The sequence below is a fragment of the Streptomyces sp. NPDC053367 genome (genome assembly GCF_044545925.1).
Classification (GTDB): domain Bacteria; phylum Actinomycetota; class Actinomycetes; order Streptomycetales; family Streptomycetaceae; genus Streptomyces.
The window spans coordinates 547815-568971 of sequence record NZ_JBITYN010000002.1 but is presented as its reverse complement, the minus strand read 5'-3'; the positions used below and the strand labels follow the sequence as shown (position 1 = coordinate 568971).

The 21157-nt window shown below is 73.9% G+C and carries 18 protein-coding genes and 1 pseudogene; 10 read left to right on the top strand and 9 right to left on the bottom strand.

Annotation, left to right across the window (positions count from 1 at the left end; translation table 11 throughout):
- Positions 1-505: 505 nt before the first annotated feature.
- Positions 506-676, bottom strand: a pseudogene (locus tag ACIGXJ_RS09065) (LysR family transcriptional regulator); the annotation flags it as partial.
- A 57-nt stretch (positions 677-733) separates the two neighbouring features.
- On the opposite strand from ACIGXJ_RS09065, the gene ACIGXJ_RS09060 reads away from it, so the two are divergent.
- On the top strand, positions 734-907 hold the full coding sequence (locus ACIGXJ_RS09060; RefSeq protein ID WP_399642677.1) for a hypothetical protein: 174 nt from the start codon (positions 734-736) through the stop codon (positions 905-907).
- A gap of 346 nt (positions 908-1253) precedes the next feature.
- On the opposite strand, the gene ACIGXJ_RS09055 is transcribed toward ACIGXJ_RS09060, so the two are convergent.
- From ACIGXJ_RS09055 to ACIGXJ_RS09035, 5 genes are all read right to left on the bottom strand, one after another.
- On the bottom strand, positions 1254-2408 hold the full coding sequence (locus ACIGXJ_RS09055) for a S1 family peptidase (RefSeq protein WP_399642676.1): 1155 nt from the start codon (positions 2406-2408) through the stop codon (positions 1254-1256).
- Between the two features lie 358 nt (positions 2409-2766).
- Complete coding sequence (locus ACIGXJ_RS09050; RefSeq protein ID WP_399642675.1) at positions 2767-7197, bottom strand: SAV_2336 N-terminal domain-related protein; 4431 nt, start codon at positions 7195-7197, stop codon at positions 2767-2769.
- Positions 7197-8237 (bottom strand): AAA family ATPase, encoded by a 1041-nt coding sequence (locus ACIGXJ_RS09045; protein ID WP_399642674.1) that lies wholly within the window; start codon positions 8235-8237, stop codon positions 7197-7199. Before ACIGXJ_RS09045 ends, ACIGXJ_RS09050 begins: the two co-directional genes overlap by 1 nt.
- Positions 8234-10207, bottom strand: coding sequence for a hypothetical protein (locus ACIGXJ_RS09040; protein WP_399642673.1), 1974 nt, complete (start codon positions 10205-10207; stop codon positions 8234-8236). The genes ACIGXJ_RS09045 and ACIGXJ_RS09040 overlap by 4 nt, the downstream gene beginning before the upstream one ends.
- Positions 10204-11460 carry a hypothetical protein gene (locus ACIGXJ_RS09035; RefSeq protein WP_399642672.1) on the bottom strand — a complete coding sequence of 419 codons (1257 nt, stop codon included), beginning with the start codon at positions 11458-11460 and terminating at the stop codon, positions 10204-10206. Before ACIGXJ_RS09035 ends, ACIGXJ_RS09040 begins: the two co-directional genes overlap by 4 nt.
- Before the next feature lie 259 nt (positions 11461-11719).
- Here ACIGXJ_RS09035 and ACIGXJ_RS09030 point away from each other — a divergent pair, with 259 nt between their 5' ends.
- Together ACIGXJ_RS09030 and ACIGXJ_RS09025 are read left to right on the top strand one after the other, a co-directional pair.
- Positions 11720-12277, top strand: a complete 558-nt coding sequence (locus ACIGXJ_RS09030; RefSeq protein WP_399642671.1) for a hypothetical protein — start codon at positions 11720-11722, stop codon at positions 12275-12277.
- Complete coding sequence (locus ACIGXJ_RS09025; RefSeq protein ID WP_399642670.1) at positions 12274-12408, top strand: hypothetical protein; 135 nt, start codon at positions 12274-12276, stop codon at positions 12406-12408. Before ACIGXJ_RS09030 ends, ACIGXJ_RS09025 begins: the two co-directional genes overlap by 4 nt.
- Before the next feature lie 184 nt (positions 12409-12592).
- On the opposite strand, the gene ACIGXJ_RS09020 is transcribed toward ACIGXJ_RS09025, so the two are convergent.
- The 3 genes from ACIGXJ_RS09020 to ACIGXJ_RS09010 all read right to left on the bottom strand — a co-directional run bounded on the left by ACIGXJ_RS09020 (position 12593) and on the right by ACIGXJ_RS09010 (position 14759).
- Entirely contained in the window at positions 12593-13159 is a 567-nt protein-coding gene (locus ACIGXJ_RS09020; protein WP_399642669.1) for a TetR/AcrR family transcriptional regulator, read from the bottom strand.
- Complete coding sequence (locus tag ACIGXJ_RS09015; protein ID WP_399642668.1) at positions 13156-13518, bottom strand: DUF1304 domain-containing protein; 363 nt, start codon at positions 13516-13518, stop codon at positions 13156-13158. The genes ACIGXJ_RS09020 and ACIGXJ_RS09015 overlap by 4 nt, the downstream gene beginning before the upstream one ends.
- A gap of 311 nt (positions 13519-13829) precedes the next feature.
- Positions 13830-14759 carry an AraC family transcriptional regulator gene (locus tag ACIGXJ_RS09010; RefSeq protein WP_399642667.1) on the bottom strand — a complete coding sequence of 310 codons (930 nt, stop codon included), beginning with the start codon at positions 14757-14759 and terminating at the stop codon, positions 13830-13832.
- A 121-nt stretch (positions 14760-14880) separates the two neighbouring features.
- Here ACIGXJ_RS09010 and ACIGXJ_RS09005 point away from each other — a divergent pair, with 121 nt between their 5' ends.
- From ACIGXJ_RS09005 to ACIGXJ_RS08975, 7 genes are all read left to right on the top strand, one after another.
- Positions 14881-15561, top strand: a complete 681-nt coding sequence (locus ACIGXJ_RS09005; RefSeq protein ID WP_399642666.1) for an NAD(P)H oxidoreductase — start codon at positions 14881-14883, stop codon at positions 15559-15561.
- 164 nt (positions 15562-15725) lie between these two features.
- Positions 15726-16946, top strand: a complete 1221-nt coding sequence (locus tag ACIGXJ_RS09000) for a metallophosphoesterase (protein ID WP_399642665.1) — start codon at positions 15726-15728, stop codon at positions 16944-16946.
- Between the two features lie 262 nt (positions 16947-17208).
- Positions 17209-17388: a hypothetical protein gene (locus ACIGXJ_RS08995; protein WP_399642664.1), complete on the top strand. Its 180-nt coding sequence runs from the start codon at positions 17209-17211 to the stop codon at positions 17386-17388.
- 21 nt (positions 17389-17409) lie between these two features.
- Positions 17410-18147: a hypothetical protein gene (locus ACIGXJ_RS08990; RefSeq protein ID WP_399642663.1), complete on the top strand. Its 738-nt coding sequence runs from the start codon at positions 17410-17412 to the stop codon at positions 18145-18147.
- On the top strand, positions 18144-19109 hold the full coding sequence (locus tag ACIGXJ_RS08985; protein WP_399642662.1) for a DUF6895 family protein: 966 nt from the start codon (positions 18144-18146) through the stop codon (positions 19107-19109). Before ACIGXJ_RS08990 ends, ACIGXJ_RS08985 begins: the two co-directional genes overlap by 4 nt.
- Complete coding sequence (locus ACIGXJ_RS08980; RefSeq protein ID WP_399642661.1) at positions 19106-20038, top strand: DUF6895 family protein; 933 nt, start codon at positions 19106-19108, stop codon at positions 20036-20038. The genes ACIGXJ_RS08985 and ACIGXJ_RS08980 overlap by 4 nt, the downstream gene beginning before the upstream one ends.
- The gene (locus tag ACIGXJ_RS08975) at positions 20035-21123 is read left to right on the top strand and encodes a serine hydrolase domain-containing protein (protein ID WP_399642660.1); all 1089 of its coding nucleotides are present in this window, start codon (positions 20035-20037) and stop codon (positions 21121-21123) included. The genes ACIGXJ_RS08980 and ACIGXJ_RS08975 overlap by 4 nt, the downstream gene beginning before the upstream one ends.
- The last annotated feature ends 34 nt before the right edge of the window (positions 21124-21157 follow it).

The window sequence follows — 21157 nt, the reverse complement described above, 5'->3', positions numbered from 1 at the left end:
TCACCCGGGCCTGCCGGCAGTCGACGACCGCGCGCAGGACAGCCGCAGCGAAGAAGCCCTCTCGTCCGGGTGGCCCTTCCCACCGGATCGGCACCTTCCTGCTGCGCCGCGGCCGGGGCGCCCCAGGAGGGGGCGTCACGCGCGACGCGAGCTCCCGCGTTGCCTTTGGTCTCGCATGCCCTGGTGCCGCAGGGACGCGGCCTCTCCCACGATCTCTGCGACCAGCAGAGCGGCGACGATTTCGGAGCGCGGTGGACAGCACGGCATCTCCTGTTCTCCACCCCATGGTCCGCGCTTGAGTCACAGGCGCAACCGGAGTTGTCACTGTGACGAGAGAGCACCCGAAGCACCGGCATGGCGAGCAGGGGTCGGGCCCCTCCGCTTCTCGACGGGACAGCGGCCCTTCCGGCGCGAGAAGGGAACGGCAGGGGTTCGCCGCGCCGGAAGCGCTCGCGCGGGGCGCCAGGGTTCGGGTCGTTCGCGAGCTGCGGCGGCACCCGTTGCCGGCCCGCAGGCATTCCTGGACGTCGCGCACCACTGGGCCCTCGCGCGGCCCGCCCCCGTTCCGGTACGACTGCATGGCGGTGTCCGTGCCCTGCGGGAACCGGAACCAGCGGCGGTCGCTCAGCTCCGCCAGCCGCAGCCCGTCGCGGCGGGCCAAGGGACCGCTTGCCTTGTTTTCGCTTCGGCCCAGGGGCAGGCGCATCCTGGTGGCATCGACGAAGGGACCGACATGAGCGCCAGGGAGAAGGTCAAGGCCGCAACGGAGCAGGTTGTCGGGAAGGCGGTGCGCAAGGTGGCGTACGCGATGGGCAAGAACACCACCGCCGCCAAGGGTGCCGCGCTGGAGGCTCGGGGCAAGGCCCGGGCCACCAAGGAGGGCGTGAAGGACCGCTTCCGCCACTGATGGTGTTGCGCCGGGGAAGGGCGCGGAGCAGAGGCAGGGGTCCGGTGCACACGGCACCGGACCCCTTCTCACACGACCGGCAGCGGTGCCGGGGCACACGTGGCACTGCGGCCAGCGGTCGGCCCCCCCACCTGTCCCGCGGCCGCCGCGGCCCCTGCCACGCATCGGGGCAGGGGCCGCTTGCGGCCGGCAGGCTCAGTCCCGGAGCCACCTCGACCACTCGGCGCCACCTCGGCCGCTCGGCGGAGAAGGACCGCCGTGCGCTCGCCGGCACGCCGTGATCAACCGGCCGTCGCAGGTCTGCCCGTTCGCGGCAGAGGTGTGTCCCGACGGACCGACCTGATCGTCAGGCGGTGTGGAGAGTCAGACCGTACCGGCCGAGGATCTCGTTCACCGGCTGGAACCATGTCTCGCCGCCGGTGGAGCAGTTGCCCCAGCCGCCGGAGGTGACGCCCTGTGCCTGGTCGCCGCTGATGAATGCCCCGCCGGAGTCGCCGCCCTCCGCGCAGACGCTGGTCTTGGTCATCTGGTGGACCGCGCCCTGGCTGTAGTTGACCGTCTCGTTCTTCGCCAGGACCGTGCCGCAGCGCCAGTGTGTCGTGGACCCGGAGCGGCAGATCGACGTGCCCACCGGTGCTTCGGCGGAGCCGCGGACCAGCCGGTCGGGGACGGTTCCCCAGCCGAGCACCACCGGCACGGTCCACCAGCCGCTGTGGATGCTGACGTAGGCGTAGTCGTCGCCGGGGAACGAGGAGCCCTGGAACGTGCCCATCGCGGAGCCGTCCCAGCCGCGCACGGCCGCGCCGGCCCGTCCGCAGTGCCCGGCCGTGACGAAGCCGCCGTACACGGAGAAGCCGATCGAGCAGCGGACGTTGCCGGTGTAGTAGGGGTCGCCGCCGACCGTGCCCGCCGCGTAGGTGCGCGGCATCTCGGGCGTCCGGGCGACGCTGACGGGGCCGGCGGCGCGGGCCCGCTCGACGAAGGCGCGTACCGCGGGTGCCGTCCGCTGGGCGCTCACCACGTCGATCACCACGCTGTTGGCCTTCGCGTCGACGTACCAGCCCGCGACGCCCGCCGGGGCGGTGAGGGAGTCCAGATGCGTCTTGACCCGGTTCAGGGTGGCGGCGCTGTGCCGGACGAGGCGGGTGTCGGCGCCCAGTGCGCGGATCGCCGGTGCCTTGGCGCGGTCGGTGACGGCGACGACGAGCCGGCCCGTGGCCGGTTCGAACCAGGAGCCGGCGTAGGCACCCGCGGCCTCGGCGCGAGCCGCCTTCTCGACACCGGTCGCGGCCCGCTCGGCGCGCAGGCGCCGCGTCGCCTGTTCCGCCGTCAGCCCGAGGTCCCGGCGCATGGCTTCGAGCAGGCCGGGCGAGACGGAGGAGGAGTCCTGGGGAGGTGCGGCGGCGGGAGCGCCGTTCGCCGACCCCGCCTGGGTGGTGCCGAGCCCGGCCGCGAGCAGCAGGGCCACGACGAGGGCACGCGGGGTGAGGGTGCGTTTCACTGGGCCTCCTGGTGGGGGAAGAGCGGGGAGCTTGCTGAGAGCGCTCTCAGAATGTCTGACGGCACGCTAGACCCTCACCCGTTGTCAGGTCCATACCAAGTTTCGGCCGTCCGTGCTGCCGGGGCCCGTGGCCACCGGGGCCGTCGACGTACAGCGGGCTTTTCGATCCCCACCGGCGCCGTCGACGTACAACGGGCTTTTCGATCCCCACCGGCGCCGTCGACGTACAGCGGGCATCTCGGTCTCCACCGGCGCCGCGACGTACAGCGGGTATCTCCGTTCCCCACCGAGGCCGGCCCGCGCGATGGTCAACTCCGCCCTCACGGACGGACCTTGCTCTACCGGGACCCGCGCGGCCTCATCGCGGTCCGCCGCCCATGACCGCCGTGAAGGAAGCCACGTCACCCTCACCGGGGTCGACGGGACGGACCCCGCCGCGGAAGGTCCAGGAACCCGACGCGTCGCGCACGAACTCCCCCGTGGAGGCTGCCGTCGCCCGCGGGACCCCGGCGAAGCCGTATTCGTGGAGCACGGCGTCTCCTTCGCGGATGCGCAGGCTCAGGGCCGGTACGTCGGCGAAGGAGCCGTGTGGCGGGCCCTGTTGCAGCAGGACGCCGAGGACGACGCGTGCGTACCGGGCGTCGATCCGGTCGAGCTCCAGGGTCATCACCTCGTCCCCTCCGAGGCCCGGCCCGTCGCCGCTCGGGTGCGGGTACATCGCGCCGTCCGGCGGGACGCTGCCCCCGTGCACCACGTACGCCGGATCGCCGTACGGATCGCTCGCCAGGTAGGCGGCCGCGACCAGGACCAGGCGGGTGGGCGGTTGTCCGGCGGGAGGCGGGCCCCGCCTGAGGGCGACCTCGACCTTCCGGTCCTCCTGGGTGGGACCGCCCGGGGGCGGGACGTCGGCGGTGGCGCGGGGATCGCTCTGCGGGCCGGCGACAGCCCGCAGTTGTTCCGGGTGGAGGATCTCGATGCCGTTCCGGCTCGTCGCCACGATGTTCCGTCCGCGCAGCTCTTTGAGCGTCCGCTGGGTCGCCTCTCTGCTCGCTCCCACGGCCCCGGCGAGTTCCTGGTTCGTCAGCGGCAGGTCGAGCAGGATGCCGGCCTCCGTACGGCGGCCGTGGGTGCGCGCCAGGTCCAGCAGCAGTGCGGCGAGGCGTTCCCGTGTGGTCATCGACGCATGCTGCAGATGGCGCCGGTCGGCCTGCCGCATCCGCTCGGTCATGACCGCGAGCAAGTGCTGAGACACCGCCGGATGCCGCTGCAGGAAGCGGCTCAAGGTGTCGCCCGTCATGGCGACGACGTCGACCTGCTCCAGCGCGGTGACCGTCACGCTTCTGGGACCTCCGTCCAGAGACGCCTCCTCGCCCACCAGGTCACCCGGCCCGCGCAGGCCCAACAGGGCCTCGTAGCCGTGCGGGCTGGACGCGGTCACCTTGGCCCGGCCGGAGACGATGAGCAGCACCTCGCGGCTCGGGTCGTTCCGGCGCAGGAGGACCTCGCGGCGGGCGTAGGTGCGGGCGCGGCCGAGGGCGAGCAGTCTCTCGCGGTCGCGTCGTTCGAGCCGGGCCAGGAACGGCACCGGGTTGCCGAAGGCCGCCCATTGCCCTTCCCGGGTGTCCTGCCGCGGTGCCGGCGCGGCCTGGCCGGGCTGTCGCTGCCGGGTGGGTCGCGGGTGTGCCCTGTCCGCCGCGGCGGCGATGTCCCGGGCGGTCCGCAGGGTGAGGCCGGCGTCCGTGACGTCCGTGACGATCCCCGCGATGCGCCCGGCCTCGTCGACCACGGGAGCGCCGGTCACCGTGCGGCTCGACCAGTGTGCCGACGGCTGCGGCCGGAGCGTGTCGTGGGTTACCGCTGTGGTGTCGACGAAGACGTAGGACGTCGGCCCCAGGGTTCGGTACGGCGGTGCGCCGACCACCGTGAACCGCTGCCCCGGGGCCGGGTCGGTCAGGCTGAGCGCGGCGACGCCTTTCGAGGCGTCCGGCAGCGAGAAGAACGCCAGGCCGGTCGCCTCGTCCAGCGAGTCGGCCTCGGGCGCGTGCCGTTCGGCGGCCGGGTCCGCCGCGTAGGAGATACGCACCCGGGGCAACGGCTCGCGCAGGGAGCGGGCCGGCGCGGCGACGAGGGACGCGCTGAGCAGCACGCCCGAGCACAGCGGGCGGTCCCGCTCCCGGTCCCACAGGCGTACGGCCACGCCGTCCGGGGAGGGTCCCAGTCGGTCGACGGGCCACTCGGGGACGCGAAGTCCGCGTTCGCGGGCGCACTGGATCACGGCTGCGAGGTCGGGGCGGGACGCGTGCCGTCCGAGCGCGTCCAGGAGGGAGGCCGGCCACCGCAGCAGGTGTTGCGCGGCCAGTGTGCTCACCAGCACCTCGTGCGCGTAGTAGGTGATCTCGCCGGGAGCCACGTGCCTGGCCAGCAGGGCGGTGCCGCCGACGACGGCGGCGGTGGCGCGCTCCAGCACACGCGGCAGTTCCCCGGCGACTATCTGTCTCGGGCTCGGCAGGTGGTCCCTGGCCGCGCTCGCCAGCACCTGGGCCGGCAGGGGGGTGCGGCAGCCCAGGGAGAGAGCGCCCGCCGCGGCGTCGACCAGGGCCCGCACCTGGTCGTCGGCGCGCCGGTAGGCGTCGTGCAGCGCCGGGACGACCGTGAGGCCCCGGAAACCGCTGCCGTGCGCGGCCATGTCCAGCGCGGCTTCGAGCAGGGGGGTGTCGTGGTGTGCCAAGAGGGTGCGGGCGCGCTCCGCCTCGGCGGCGGTCAGCGGGAGCGGGACGCGGATCACCGTGGCGTCCTTCCAGGCCGGGTCACGGCGCAGCCTCTCCCAGTGGTCCGACCGGACGGTGGCCAGCACGAGCCGTGGCGTGTCCGCGGAGCGCAGAAGTGCCTCGACGTGGCCGAACCGCTCCAGATCGTCGAGCCACAGCACCGTCCGGGAGCCGGACGGCGGCAGGGCCTCCCGACCGCGGGGGCCCTCGCCCGGCGCGTGGACCGGCCAGCCGGGCAGGACGGCCTTCACCGCCTCCACGGCGGAACGCGACTTCCCCGCCAGCGCGTCGCCGACCAGGACCACGCGGACCCGGTCCCCGGCAGCGGCACGCCGCACGGCCGCTCGCAGCTCGGTGTCGAAGTCCCGCTCCACGTACTCCGGGAGGTCCCGAGCCCGCTCCGTGAAGGGGAACGGATGGACCCCCGGGGCCACCGCGTCCGACTCCCCCGCCACTGTCGTCGAGGCGCCGGCGGCGGACTCGGCGAACGGCCGGGCACCCGCCCCGGTCGCCCGGCCGGCGTCCGTGCCGACCGCCTCGCCCGAGGCAACGCGGACCGCGGGGAAGTCGGTGCCGGGGCCGGGACCGTGCTCCAGAAGGCGGCCCATCCTGCGGCGCACCAACTCCTGCACGGCCGTCACGTCCTGGCGGCGCTGCGCTCCCAGCAGAGCCTCGCGCACACCGGGCAGGAAGTCGAAGGAGAACACGGCCATGTCGCCGGGGGGCCGCTCGCCCGCCTGCTCCCAGGGGACGAGCAGTCCGCCCAGTGCCACCTCGGCGAGATGCCCGTGCTCCGCCTCGGGCAGCATCACCCGGCGGACGAGGGTCATCACGGGCAGCGTCAGCGGCACCGCCGACAGACAGCCGGCCAGCTCCCGGGCGAGGGGCGAGGCGGTCTCCTGGAACCGCCGCAGAGCGGCCGGGCCGGGCAGCGCGGGCTCCGGCGCGGGTGGGTCCGGCACGGGCGCCGGGGCTTTCGGGACGGCCAGACAGGACGTCCGGTGCCATCGCCCGCCTCCGTCGACGATCGAGGCCAGGGAACCCAGTCCGGACGCGGTGGCCTCGACGACGGGAACGGCGATCGTCCCGGACAGCTCCGGTAACCGCTCCCGGTCGGGGCGCCGGCGGCGGGCGCGGGCCGGCAGCAGCCGCCAGGACGCGTTGGGGGCGGCGGGCTGACTGGCCTGCACCAGCAGTCCGGTCGTCGGCAACGCGGCGCTGCCCCACAGTCTGCGGGGCAGCAGGTGGACCATGCAGAGCGGGCTGTGCACGGCCCAGTGCCGCAGTACGTCGTGCACGGCGCCGGTGCCCCAGCCGGGGGCCACTCCGTCCGTCAGGACCACGGTCAGCCGGTGCCCCGTCGGGTCGGTGACCTCCTGGGGGCTGCGGGCCTCACCGCCGCGCACGGAGGTGATCCGGGGGCGGGCCGAGCCGTCGGTGCCACTGAGGAACCAGACGCGCACGTCCCGGAAGACACCGGCGCGTTGGACGAGGGTGGAGAGTTCGTCGATCAGGTCGTGCCAGAGCAGCATCGAGTGGTGGGTGTCCACGACCAGGGCGAGGTCGATCCACCGGCTGCGGCGCGGGGTGAGGACCGGCACCGTCATGTGCTGCTCGACGCTGGCGACGACGGTGCGTTCCTCGTCCAGTTCCGTGCCTGTCACACCGGGCACGGTCCGCTTGGCCAGCGGGCGCAGCGCTCGCATCAGGGCGAGCGGATCGGAGAGGCCGGACGCGCGCCGCACCCGCACCGGCGTGCCCCGCGGTGCGTCACCGGGGTCGCCGCCGGGTGGGGCTGCGGCGTAGTGGCGTACCTCGCCGGGGTACGGCGTGGTGGAGCCGCCCGGTGCCGGAGGGGTCGGTGCCGGCTCGTCGGGCGGTGCCGCGGGGGCGGTCTCCGCGTCCGTGCCCGGCCGGCCGGCGGCGCCGGTCCGGGTGGCGAGCCAGAGGATGTCGGCCAGTTCCTCCGGTCCGGCCTCGATCCCGGCCGCCAGCAGCGCCGCGCGCAGTGCCGCCAGCATCACGAGGGTCCGGGTCCGGTGAGGCGTTGCAGAACCGCGTCGAGGAACTCCCCCTCACCGGCCGTGCCGGGCCAGGCCCCGCGCAACCGCAGTTGTACGGCGTTGAGGAGCTGGTCGGTGGCGAGGTCGCCGTCGAGGCGCCGTTGCAGGAACTGCTCGACGAGCCCGCGGTGCCGGTCGGCCTCGGCCGTGTCCAGCCTCAGGCGCCGCCGCACGATCTGCACCAGTTTCTCCTCGCCGGGCGGCTCCATGTGGAGCCGGATGCAGCGGCGCAGGAACGGCGGGGGGAAGTCCCGTTCCCCGTTGCTGGTCAGCACGATGACGGGGAACGACCGGCAGCGTACGAGTCCGCGCTGGACGCGGACGAGCGCCTCGGGGTCGTCGTGCGTGCCGATCCGCACCTGGGGTGCCTGACCGGCGACGCGGGCGAGTTCGGGGATGTCGTACGTACCTTCCTCGAAGACGGTCAGCAGGTCGCCGGGCAGGTCGATGTCGCTCTTGTCGATCTCGTCGACGAGCAGCACCCGGGGCCGGCGGCGAGGCAGCAGGGCCGTGCCCAGGGGGCCGAGGCGTACGTAGGGGGCGATCGACGTGCCTTCGCCGTCGGGGTCCGGGCTCTCGCCGCGCAGGTGCCGCAGGTTGGCTTCGTGGAGCCGGCCGATGGCGTCGTACTGGTAGAGCCCGTCACGCAGGGTGCTCCGGCTGGTGATGGGCCAGTGCAGCACGGGGCCGAGCCCCAGGTCCGCGGCGATGCTGTAGGCGAGGGAGGACTTCCCCACGCCGGGTTTCCCGGTGACCAGCAGCGGGCGGCGCAGATACAGGGCGGTGTTGACCGCGTTGGCCTCCGCCGTGTCCGGCACGTGGTCGGCTCCCCGCCGCAGGGTCTCCTGCCAGGCCGGGCTGTCGCGGTCCGGGAAGTCGTACGCGGGATCGGGCTCGCCGTCGAAGGTGCGCCACGGGGGGCACTCGGCCGCGAGCCGCGAGCGGCGCTCGTCGCGGGGGCCGGAGCCCCGGTAGATCCACCAGTCCTCCGCCGTCATGACAGGGCCCGCCTTTCGGGTACGCGTTCGGGGTCGTCCCACAGCAGCGCGAGACCGGCCGTGGAGCTGCGTCCGGCCGGCGTGGTGCAGGGCCGGTCCGGGATCCTCGACTGCCACACCAGGAACGGCAGCCGCGGGAGGTTCAGTTCGCCCTGGTCCCGCTGCTCGTCGAGGATCGCCGCGACCCGGCCGGGTTCTCCCCCGCCGCGGTGCCAGACCGCGATCGGGACGCCGGCGTCGAGCACGGCTTCGAGTGTCTCCGCCAGCCTCGGCCCCGAGACGTCCGCCAGTACGCAGACGGGGGGCTCGGCGGACTGGAGGAGGGTGCCGAGGTCCATGGACACCGTCTCGTCGCGCAGTTCCCGTACGGCGTGCGGGTCCGTGCCGCCGTGGGCCTTGAACCACCGCCACTTGCGGCGCCACAGGGTGCCCGCCAGTCCGTCCCGCTCCTGCGGGCAGCGCACCACGACCTCGAACGCCCGGCCCAGCTCGACAGACCGGCCGCGCCTTCCGATGGGCAGCTGCCAGGACTCGAACGGCTCGGCGAGCAGCTCCAGCGGCACATGGAACTCGATGCGGCGTACGTCGTACGCGCGTGTCTCCGCCAGCAGGCGGGTCAGGGCCCGCCGGGTCGCGGGCGGGTCCAGCGGCCGCTCCGACTCCCAGAGCGTCTCGAAGCCGTCGTCGCGGTAGAGCCACGTCCGTACCCAGAAGGTGCCCTCACGCTCGCCGTCCTCCTCGAACCGCAGGTGCAGGCCGACCTGCGCGGGGTCGGCGCGCGGAGGCACCGGTACGGGTGGGGCGCCCAGCCGGGCCCGGGCCGACTCGATCCAGTCGAGGATCTGCTGCGCCCACGCTTCGTCGGCGCTGTGGGCGGCGAGGTACCTCATGAACGGCAGCACCAGCGGCAGTCCGCGCCGGCCCTGGCGTGCGTCGAGATCGTGCGTGACGCCCGCCAGGTCGGCCGCCGGAAGGCCACGGCGCACGGGATGGACGCAGTCGGTGATCTCGAACGCCCAGCGGTAGGCGTCGTAGGTGTGGGAGGGCAGGCAGGGCAGCCGCAGCAGCGGCGCCAGTTCGTCCCAGCCCCGCTGGTCGAGGACGACCGCGCCGTGCGTGGTCGTGCCGTCCCCCGGCGGGCCGTCGGGGTGTCGGTCGTCGCCGCGGACGGTGCTGCCCGTCCAGTCCCGGTGGACGACGAACTCGGGCTGCTGCCAGGCCAGCCCGTCGGCCCGGAGCTCCAGGAGGTCGGCCTGTACGGTCCGCACGATCGGCACGAGTTCGCTCACGCTCGCCGGCGGCGAGGTCTCCCGGAGTCTGCGCAGGAGCGCGTCGGTGAACTGCCCCGCGCCGCTGTCGGGCAGGTTCTGGGCGAGCTCGCCGACCCGGCAGGCGTACAGGGCGAACTGGAGCCGGTCGGAGTCCGGGCGGCGGGCGCCGTACTCGGCGGCGCCGAAGGACAGTTGCCGTGCGAGACGGGCGTCCACCCGGCAGGCGTCGCCGATCGCTATCTGCCGGCCGAAGCGGCCCGCCTGCACGCCGGACCCTTTCCACCAGCGCAGCGCGGCCTCGATGTTGAGATGGCAGGTCCATTCCCGGGTGGCGTCGGCGTACGGCAGGAGCAGCTGGTGGGAGTCGTCCAGGTAGCCGTGTCCGGCCCAGTAGATCCACAGCAGGTCGCCGTCGCAGGCGGGTAACTCCTTGAACAGCAGCCGCTCGACGTGATCGCGGGTCGGCGGCGGGACGTCCCGCTGCGGCAGGTCCACCGCGGTCCTGTCCAGCGGGGACACCAGGACGTGCACCTGTTCCTCGGGGACTCCCCCGGCGGTCAGCCAGTTCGCGAACCGTACGGCGTCCCGGGCCGCGCCGGGCAGGTCCCAGCCCCGGCCGATCGTGTAGGACTCGATGCCGACCACCAGGGCGAACATCCTGCGCGGGTCGATTCGCCGCCCGGCATCGGCCGTGCTCACGGGGATGCCTCGAACGCCTCGATCTCCTTGACGATCCGGTCGTACACGGCGTCGAGTTTCCAGTAGGCGCTGTGGCTGAGCGGGAACGGCTGCCGGCTGGTGACCTCGTGGTCGGTCACCCGTGCGTCGCCGGGGAAGACCGGTTCCGCCCGGTAGGCGAGCAGGTCCTTGCGGTCGTAGATGTTGAGCCAGCGCGGGAAGCCCGGCGGCAGGCCGGCCGAGGGCGGCAGGCCGGTCAGGGCGCCCAGTTCGTGCAGGAAGGGTGCCTGGGAGCCCACGGTGACCAGCAGTCGGGGCTGCGGCAGGGCGGTCTGCCCGATCGCGGCCAGTGCGCACACGTCCACCAGGGCGATGCCGCCGAGGCTGTGACCGACCACGACCGTCGGCCCCTCCTCGGCCCTCATCACCTGCTCCAGGTGGTCGCGCAGCGGCCCGCCGCGGGCCTGGTAGCGCAGGATGTCGCCGAGCGCGGGGACCGCGCCGGTGGTGAGGGGTGTGCGCCACCGGTCGAGCACGGGCTGGGTCGTCACGCGCAGGGCCAGGGTGCCGAGCACCGCCGCGACGCGCTCGCCCGGGAACCGTGCGGTGCCGCCGAGTCGGGTGGAGAGCAGATCGACGGCCGCGTCCCGTTCGTCGCCCGTGCAGACCACGCCGTCGGCCGCGGCGGCCAGCGCGTACGCCACGACGGCGCGTGCCGTCGCGGTCACCAGTTCCCGTACGGCGGGTGCGTCCGGGACGCTGTCGCAGGCGTCGGTGAACTCGGCGGCGCCGGCCATGGCTTCGGCCGCCGCGGCCACGTTCGCCGTTCCTCCCACCGGTTGCAGGACGTCACTCGCGGGCGGGCCGGCGGTCAGGGCGGCCGGTAAGCCTTCCAGGGCACGGGCGACGCGGCGGCCGTCGGCGAGCGCGCCGGGCGCCCCGGCGCCGTCGTCCTGCGCGGCCACCTCGGCCAGCACGCGCAGTTCGCACAGCGGGTCGACGAGCAGCAGCCCCCACGCCGCGGCCTGTTCGTCCGGAGGTGCGGCCTCGGACGGGCCGCGCACCCGGCCCCGGCGGGGAATCGAGACGCCGCCCGCCGCGAGGGAAGCCCCGTGCGTCTCGCCCCAGTGGACGGCGGACACCTCGGCCCGGGGAAGTCGCGACCGCAGACGGTCCAGGACCAGATCCGACAGGCGCGTGAACCCCTCCCGGCGTACTCCGGTCCCGTGGACGAAGACGACACGCAGCCGCTCATCACCGGACAGGTCCGCCACCCCCTTTCTTGGAGACCTCCCGGCAGTGTGCACCAACGGCCCGCGGGCACGCAGGCGATCGATAGATGTGCCGGGGGCGTGGACGTGAGGGGCATGAGGGACTGCACGGCGATGCTGTCGGAAGTCCGCAGCACGGCATCCCGCTTGTCCCTGCACTCTCCCGGGAGACACCGGGTGGACGACGACGCCGTATCACCCGTCCGTCGCGCCGGACGCGCGCAGTCCTGCGCCGGCCTCTACGGTCGAAGTGCCCTGCGCTGTGACGAGACGTCTGGGCTGGGGCGGTCCCGTACCCCGCGCCCTGGACGGGGCCGCCCGCTTCTCGCCCCACCTGGTCGCGCCGGGAACGCAGTCGGCCGGCCGTGACCTCGTGCCCGGTGAGTTCCGAGACGAAGGCGGCGGTGACGGAGACGGGGTCGGGAAGTGCGCCCACGTCGACGCCCAGGACCCGTTCGGCGCCCAGCGCGACGACCAGGCCGGCCATCGTGCCGCCGGAGCCGAGGGCGGTGACGACATGCCGGACGCCGGGCTGCTGGGCGAGGATCTCCTCACCCGCCTCCCGGTGTCCGCGGGCGCCCAGCGCGCCGGATCCGCCGAACGGCACCAGGTACGGCACTGCTCCCTCGCCCTGCAACTCGGCGCACGTCTTCCGGGCCCGACCGGCCGGCTCCGCGGGCGCGGTGTCACCCGCCCACACGATCCGGGCGGCGAGGGCGGAAGGATGTCCGCACCGCACCGCAGGGCGTCGGCGACCAGCCACTCCAGCTTGCGGATCTTGTTGCCACCGCCGCCGAGTCCGGTCAGGTCGTCCGCTTGACCCACAGGTCGTCCGGCCCCAGCCCGATCGCCCGCGCCGGCCTCGGCGCCGCTTCCATCGGCGTGGGCCACGCCGACAACGTCACCTTCTCCACCACGAACTCCTCGCTCCACGTCGCGGCAGCGCGCTGAAGGAAGACGTCCGGCGCGCCGGGCGCTCACCGTCTCATACGGGCACGGAGAGGTAGGGGTGGGGCTGGGGGCCGTTCGTGCGCCCTGTGCCGCTCGGCCGAACGCGGCGCGCCCGTTCGTCGGCCCGCTCAGCCGATCAGCACCACGACGGCGATGTCCCGGCGCGGCGACGGCGGTGTGCCGGTCAGGTCAGGGGGGTGCGGTGGAGGTTGACCAGCAGTCGCCAGACCCGCTGCGCGACCTCGCCGGGGGTGGCCTCGATGAGGCCGTGGAGCCAGTCGGCGACGACTCCGGCGAAGGTCGCGGCGACGGCGGAGGCGACCAGGTCGGGTTCCGGCGCGCCGGCCAGCGCCCGCTCGGTGCGGCTGCGGTCACGCAGTTCGAGGTGGAGCACCTGGCCGAGGGGACCGCTGCCGCCGGGGGTCAGCAGTTCGCGGTAGAGCCCGGCGTGGGGGGCGAGGCGGTCGAAGAAGTCGAGCAGGGCGGGCGGCGGGACCTTGGGGTCGGGTTGGCCGCGCCAGGCGTGCAGGGCGTCGACGGCCTCGCGGACGATGTCGGCGCAGGCGTCGACGGCGAGCGCCTCCAGGTCGGCGTAGTGCAGGTAGAACGTCGCGCGCCCCACTCCGGCCCGACGGACGAGTGCGGCGACACTGACCTCCGCCAGCGGGCGGTCGGCGCACTCCTCCAGCAGTGCTCGGCGAAGTCTGGCCCGGGTCCGGGCCGTTCGAGGGTCTCCTTGCTCAACTCTCACCGGGCCAACAGTACGGCGGCGAGTGCCAGTGCCCCCGGCAGTGCCTGGGCGGCGAAGATGCGCCGGTTGGCGGTGAACCCGCCGTACACTCCGGCGACGAGCACGCAGGCGAGGAAGAAGACCTGCACCCGGAACCCGGTCGGGTCCGCCGCGATCAGCCCCCACACCAGGCCGGCGGCCAGGAACCCGTTGTAGAGCCCTTGATTCGCGGCGAGTGCCGCGGTGGCGCGGGCCATGTCCGCGTCGAATCCGGAGAGCTCGCGCCCGGGTCTGCGTTCCCAGAGGAACATCTCCAGGACCAGGATGTACGCGTGCAGCGCCGCCACCAGTCCGACCAGCACGTTCGCGGTTGTCGCCATGGGTGTCCCGCCTCCAGGTTTATGGACAGGTGTCCAGAATACATGGACAATAGTCCATGAAATCCACGAGGAACCCCGCGGCGCCTCGGCGATAGGGCACCTGGCTCGCCGAGCGCATCAACGCGCGCGGTCGGCGGGGGAGCGCGGAGACCCCCATCGCGCCGGCACCCTCCCCCGCCCTGCCGCCGCACGCATCAGACCCCGCTCGACCCGGCGTGGCAGCGGCGGCAGCCCACTTCGGCATCGCCAGTCAGGGCCGCGTCCCCGAACGCGACGCCCGAGGGTGCCCGTTCGAAGGCCCGGACCCGGGTTCACGCCGCCGCGGCGCGGAACGTGCTGGGGCTCATGCCCTTGTGGCGCTTGAAGGCGGCGCTGAAGCCGAACGCGTCGGCGTAGCCGACGGTCTTCGCGATCTGGGCGATGCCGAGGTCGGTGTCGGCGAGGAGCGCCTCGGCTTCGTCCATACGGCATTCGGTGAGATAGGCGAGGGGCGGGCGGCCCATGAGCTGGGTGAAGCGCCGGGCGAACAGCGCCCGGGAGACGCCGGCTCGGGCGGCCAGCGACGCGACCGTCCATGGATCGGCGGGCCGGTCGTGGAAGGCGTGCAGGGCGGGCGCGAGGACCGGGTCGGCGAGGCCGCGGAACCAGCTGGGGGCGTCGTCGCCCGCCTGGTCGAACCAGGTGCGCAGCGTGCACACCAGAGCCCAGTCCAGGAGCCGGTCCATCAGCGCCTGTGAACCGGAGGAGAGCCGTGAGGCGTCGGCGGCGGAACTCTCCAGCCAGTCGCAGACCTCAGCGCCCTCGGTGACGACCAGGACGGGCGGCAGCGCGCGCAGGAGCCGTTCGTGGCGGTGCCCCGAGGCGCGGTAGGCGCCGACGATGAGCGCCGTGGCTCCGCCCGTGTCGGCACCCCACTGGATGCCGCCCAATTCCTGCGCCGAGCAGGGGTCTTGGTCGGTGAAGCAGCTGATCTCGTACTCCGCGTGCGGGCGGTTGACGGCGGCGGGCTCGTCCGCGAGATGGAACGGTGCGGGGCCGCGCACGACGGCCGTGTCCCCTGCGGCGATGACCCGCTCGGTGCCGTCGGACAGCAGCAAGGTGCCGCCCCCGCGCAGCACGGTGACCATGGTGAGCGGTGCGCCGTCGGCGAAGCGGATGGTCCAGGGCGCCCTCAGGACGGCACGGCAGACGACCGAGCCCTCGGCCCGGATGCCATTCAGCAGCGAACTCAGGGGATCCATGAGGGAATCGTAGACGATCTCCTATGCTTCGGAGACTTTCTCCCATGGATCATCTACACGACCCCGGTTGTACTGGACTCACCGAAAACACCCAACGCACCGAGCCCAGTCGGGAGACACCGTGCCGCAGCACAGCAGTGACGCCGGAACAGCCCTCGTGGTCGTCGCACACCACCGCAGCGATTCCCTCACCGCACACACCGCCCGCCGTGCGGCCGACCGCCTCGAAGCCGCCGGATACCGCATCGACCTGCTCGACCTGCACGGCGAGGGGTTCGACCCCCGGATGACCGTGGAGGACCAGCCGGACTGGGGCGACCGGGAGAAGACGTACTCGGAGGAGACGCGGGCTCATATGCGGCGCATCCTCGCCGCCGATGTGATCGTCGCCGTCTTCCCCGTGTACTGGCAGAGCGTGCCCGCCGTCCTCAAGGGATGGATCGACCGCGTGTGGAACTACGGGTTCGCCTACGGCCGCAGCAAGCCCCGCCTGGCCGGGAAGCGCATCCTGTGGCTCGGTCTGGCCGGCGCGACCGCCGACGACCCTGTCGCGGAGGGGATGCAGTCCCTCCTCGAAGCCAACCTGAGCGAGGGCATCGCCTCCTACTGCGGTTTCTCGCACTCCGCCGTGGGCCTGCTCCTCGACGCGGAGGAGCGGCCGCAGCGCGTCGACGCCGACGGCGGTCTGCTCGTGGGCGACGCGGTCGCCGGGGCCGAACGCGATGCGCAGTACGCCGACTTCGACCGCCGGACACTGGAGTTCGTGGAGAAGTTCCTCGCGGACGTACCCGCCGCGGCCTGAACGGCCCCGATCCGCCGGCCGACCGGCCCCTCGCCGGTCAGCCCGCCGGGCACGGCCCCCGGCCAGGGTTCCTCAGGCGGCACAGACGGCCGCGAGCGCCCTGTCGGAAGGAACGGGCGCCCGGATACAGTGCGCGGGACGGCAGCCCGGTCAGAGAGGGAAGCGTGACCGACACCAGCAGCACCCGACCCACCGACGGTGATGCACAGGCCCGGCGGCCGAGCCTGTTGCACCGCGTGATGCGCTACCTGCCTCTGATCGCCCCCGTCCTGCTGTGGGCCGTGCCCTGTTGGGTGCTGCTGTACACCGGCCAGCACTGGCCGCCGGCCGTCGCCCTCACCGGCACGGCCCTGTTCGCCCTCGGCCTGGTCGGAATGCCGCTCGCGATGGCGCGCGGCCACGGCCGGCGCCAGCAGGACCGGGCGGCGATCGCCGGTGACACCCTGCTGGGGGCCGTCTGGGTTCTGTTCACCTGGTCCGTCCTGCTCGGCGCCTTGCTGCGGCTCGCCCTGTTCGTGACCGGGGCCGGGGAGAGCCAGGACCGGGCCCGGATCGTCACCTGGGCCGTCCTCGGTACGACCGCCGTGCTGCTCGCCCGGGGGTACGCCGAAGCCCGCCGTGTGCCCCGCGTGCGCCGGCTCGATGTGCAACTCCCCAGGCTGGGCGCCGGGTTGGACGGCCTCCGTGTCGCCCTCATCACCGACACCCATTACGGTCCCCTCGATCGCGCCCGCTGGTCGGCGCGGGTGTGCGAGACGGTGAACACCCTGGAAGCCGATCTCGTCTGCCACACCGGCGACATCGCGGACGGCACCGCCGAACGCCGCCGCGCCCAGGCCGCCCCGCTCGCCACCGTGCGGGCCACCCATGCCCGCGTCTACGTCACGGGCAACCACGAGTACTACAGCGAGGCCCAGGGCTGGGTCGACCTGATGGACGAGCTGGGCTGGGAACCGCTGCGCAACCGTCATCTGCTGCTCGAACGCGGAGGCGACACCCTCGTGGTCGCCGGCGTGGACGACGTCACCGCCGAGTCCTCCGGCCTGACGGGCCACCGCGCCCACCTCGCCGGAGCCCTCGACGGCGCCGACCCCGGCCTGCCCGTGCTGCTCCTGGCGCACCAGCCCAAGTTCGTCGACCGGGCGGCAGCGGCCGGCATCGACCTCCAGCTCTCCGGCCACACCCACGGCGGCCAGATCTGGCCCTTCCACCTCCTGGTCCGCCTCGACCAGCCCGCCGTCGCCGGCCTCAGCCGGCACGGGCCCCGCACCCTCCTCTACACCAGCCGCGGCACCGGCTTCTGGGGCCCGCCCTTCCGCGTCTTCGCCCCCAGCGAGATCACCCTGCTCGTCCTCCGCTCCCCCCACGCGCCCACCCCGGCGTAACGCCCGAGGGATGTCCGACCGCGCCGGGTGAGCGCGCTGCGACGGACGAAACCGTCGACGGCGAGGGCGACTTCGGCGAGGAGACGACGGGCTGGATGCACGGCATCCGGCGGCTCCGAGGCGGACGCGGCGTGCACGCATCACACGGGTCAGATGTTGAAAAAGGGACAGAAGTTATGCAAGGGAAATTTGCATCATCCCGGGAAAATCGGTGAACCGGAGTGGTGGCAAGTCCAGCCGGAACCGACAAGGAGATGACGACATGCCTGACACCGAACGCATGATCGACGAACTCACCGGCATCGAACTCGAGGAAGTCCTCGACCCCGCCGAGCCCGACGGGGTCTACCGCGACAGCAGGGAATGCGCCGCCCTGGCTCTGCAGGGCGGGACCACCACGCTGCTGCTGTCTCCGCCGACCCCCCGCCCCAAGAAGGGCTGAACGGCTCGACGGGAGCATCACATGGAGCAGTCACGTACCTCCGCCCTGCTGCAGGGCGTGGTGCAGGACCTCGCTTCGGGCGTGGCCTCCGCCCTTCACGGCGGCGGCCACGCCTCCCCCTCCGGCGACGTACTGCGGGACGGGACGGCGAACGGCGTGGTCCTCGCGGCCGTACGGGTGCTGGGAGCGGACCTGCTCCTGCCCCATGTCCTCTTCGGCACCGCACCGAGTGAGCCCGAACGGGCCGCTGTTCAGGAGGCCGTCCGCGCATTCCCGCCGCGTCCGGACGCGGCCCCCACCGTGGCCTGGAGCCACTGGGGCATGGACCGCGCCCTGCGCCGGGCCGACGCCGGCCTCACCCGCACACCCCTCTCCGCCGACGACCTCGGTTCCCCCAACTCCCCGGGCCCACCCGTCGAACCCGGCGGCGGCTGGCTGCGCGACGACTCCTGGCAGACCCTCACCCACCGTCTCGCACTGCTGGCGGCCCTCGCCGTGCCGGGCGAGGACGGCGCCGTCGCGCGCGGTGCCCAGGAGCGGGTGGTCGACCTCAGCCGGGGCTTCGTACGGGCCGTACGCCGCCGGAACTGGCGGCAGGCCGCCGGAGCGGGGCGCTGGCTGGCGCTGCTCCGGGACGTGCCGGACACGCTGGGGCTGGACGCCGGCCTGGACTTCGTGGAGCTGATGGGCGGCGACGACGCGTGCGTGGCCCTGCAGGTGCGAGCGGCCCGCCTGATGCGCACCGGAGTGCCCGTATGACGGCCGCGGACGTGCGCGGGGTGGTGGACGCGGCGCTCGCCTGGGTCTCCGAGGAGCGCGAACGGTTCGTGCTGCCGGACGAGGCCCTGGACAGCGCGGGCGCCGTGAACACGACCTGGAAACCGCTCGGCGAGCTCGCCCAGGTGTGCTCGACCGCCCTGTGCCACACCGCCGAGGCGGATGCGCTGCACGCCCGTGCGGCGGACCTGCTGGCCTTCGCGTGGAAGCAGACCGGCCAGGGCGAGCTGCTCCTACGACAGCAGCGCCGTGAGCCCTTCTCGACGTATCCGCTGGAGGTGTACGCGGCGTTCGCGTCGGCCGGACTGCGCTACGAGCCCTTCGTCGAGCTGTCCGCCCGGCTGACCGAGACGCGCGGTCGCCGGCTGGTCGAGCAGGTGCCGGTGCGGCGGCTGGGCGTCCTCTTCGCCGAGCGGCACTGCGGCCGCCGGCCCGACGGGGAGGTCCCCGACGTACTGGGCCGCACCTGGCTCGGCGGGCTGCCCGAACCGTGGGCCTTCGAACGCCTCTCCGGCTACGCGCTCACCCACGTCGTCTTCCACCTCACCGACTGGGGGCGCGGCGGCCCAGGTGTCCCCGCCGATCTGGCCGGCTACCTGGAGCTGTGGATGCCGCCCTGGCTCGACACCTGCCTGGACGCGGGCCTGTGGGACCTGGCCTGCGAACTCGTGGCCGTGGCCGCGAGTCTCCCGGTCGGGCCCGAACACACCGATTCCGTGGGACCCGGCGGAACCGGCCCCGGCCTGTGCGCCGCCGTCGACGACGCGTGGGCCGCGCTCGCCGCCGCCCAGCGCCCGAGCGGGGCCATCCCGGAAGAGGCGGGCGGAGGCGACGGGGAGCCGGCCTTCATCGACTGCTACCACTCCACCCTCATGGCCGCCTTCGCGGGCGTCCTCACCCTCGGCCGCCGCCCCGCCCACGACCGGGAAGGAGCACACCCATGACCGGCACACGCACGACCGGCACGGCCCTGATACACACCGTGGGTGTCCGCGCGCTCGAATGGCTGTGGGCCCACCGCGACGGCTTCCGACTGGAGCCCGACGCGGACCCCGAAGTCGGCTTCCTGGAGCGGTTCAAGCCGATCGGGGAGCTCGCGCTCGTCTGCAAGGTGCTCTTCCGTGAGGGCGTGGCCGGCTCGCGTCAGGCCGACCTGGCCCGCAGGCTCCTGGACCACATGTGGCGCGACACCCTCGACGGCGGCCGCATGCTCGTCCGCGGGCAGCGCACCGAGCCGTTCTCGCCGATCCCCTTCGAAGTGCACCTGGCCTTCAGGGAACTGGGCTACCGCTGCCCGGAGGTGGAGCGTGCCACCGAGCTGAACCACCGGCTCGGCAGCTGGTCCGCGTTCGAGACCACACCCACCCGGCGGCTCGGCCTGTCCGCCTTCCAGCGCCGCGCCGGTCTGACCCCGTGGCCCGCCGAGGCCGACGCGTTCCGCGGGACCTGGCTGGCCCGCCGGCCCGAGCCGTGGACGGTGGAGGGCCACACCGCCTACGACGTCACCCACGCGGTCTTCCACCTCACCGACTGGGGTGAACGCCCCGAGGGACTCCCCCCGGACACCGCCGACTACCTGTCCCTGTGGCTGCCGGCGTGGCTGGACGACTGGCTGGACCTGCGGCGCTGGGACCTGCTCGGCGAGCTCCTCGTGGTCGACGCCTGTCTGCCGCGGCCCACCTTCGACGAGCGGGCGTGGGAGGCGTTCGCCGCGGCCCAGGAGCCCGACGGGGCCATGCCCGCGCTGCGGACGATGCCGACCGGGGACAGGGACGAGGTGTTCGATGTGGTCTACCACCCCACGCTGGTCGCCGCGTTCGCCTCCACCCTCGCCACCTCCCGGTCCCTGAGCGAGCTGGCGCAGGCGTCATGACCGGCGCGCCCCGCACCCCATGGCCCGAGGCGGCACCGCCCGACGAGGAGCCCGAGGCAGCACCGCCCGCGGCCGGGTTCGCCGCCCCCTATGACGTCGAGGAGCGGCTCGCGGCCGCCGTGGAAGCCGCCGACGCGCCCGACGCCGTGTTCGCCCTGTCCCGGCACGGCAGGCGTGTCGTGCGCTGCGGCGGTCACCTCGCCACCCCCACCGCCCGGGAGGACCTGCGCTACGAGATCGGGTCCGCCTCCAAGACGTTCACCGGGCTGCTGCTCGCCCGGCTGATCCGGCTCGGGCGGCTCACCGGCGGCGAGTCGGCGGCCGGCTGCCTGGCGCCCGGCCGGTCCGCGCGCACCGGCGCGATCTCCCTCGCGCACCTGGTCACCCACACCTCCGGACTGCCCGCGCTGCCGGCCGACTTCGTCGTGCGTGCCCTGCCCGCCTGGCACACCCAGCCCTACGGCCGCTACCCGGCCGACCGGGTCGTCGCCGCCTTCCTGCGGGCACGGCCCCGGCGCCGGCCCGGCAGCCGCTGGCACTACTCCAACTTCGGGGTCGCCGTGCTGGGCCACGCCCTGGCCGCGAAGACCGGTACGCCGTGGGAGGACCTGGTCACCGAGCAGATCCTGCACCCGCTCGGCCTTCACGGCACCGCGCTGCGGCCAGGTACCCCGGCCACGGACGCGGTGGGGCACGGCAAGGACGGCCGTACGCCCACCCCCGGCTTCGACCCGGGCGGGTTCCAGGCCGCCGGCGCCGTCCGGGCCACCCCGCACGACCTGCTCACCTTCCTGGAGGCGCACCTCGACCCCGCCGGAACACCGCTGGAGGGCGCGCTGCGGGCGGTGCGCGTCCCGGTGCTGCGCCGGGGGCTGGGCCACCGGCACACGCACACGCTCACCTGGTTCAGGCACCCGACGGACGGCGGCCCGATGTACTTCCACAGCGGAGCAACCCTCGGCCAGCAGTCCTTCCTGGGCTTCCGGCCCGACACCGGGACCGCGTTGGCGGCCCTGTGCACCCGCCGGTTCCGGGCCGGTGACCCCTTCATCGCCACGGCGTACGCGCTGCTGGCCGGCGACTGACCCGGTACGGCACAGGTGTCACTCGCCGGCCGTC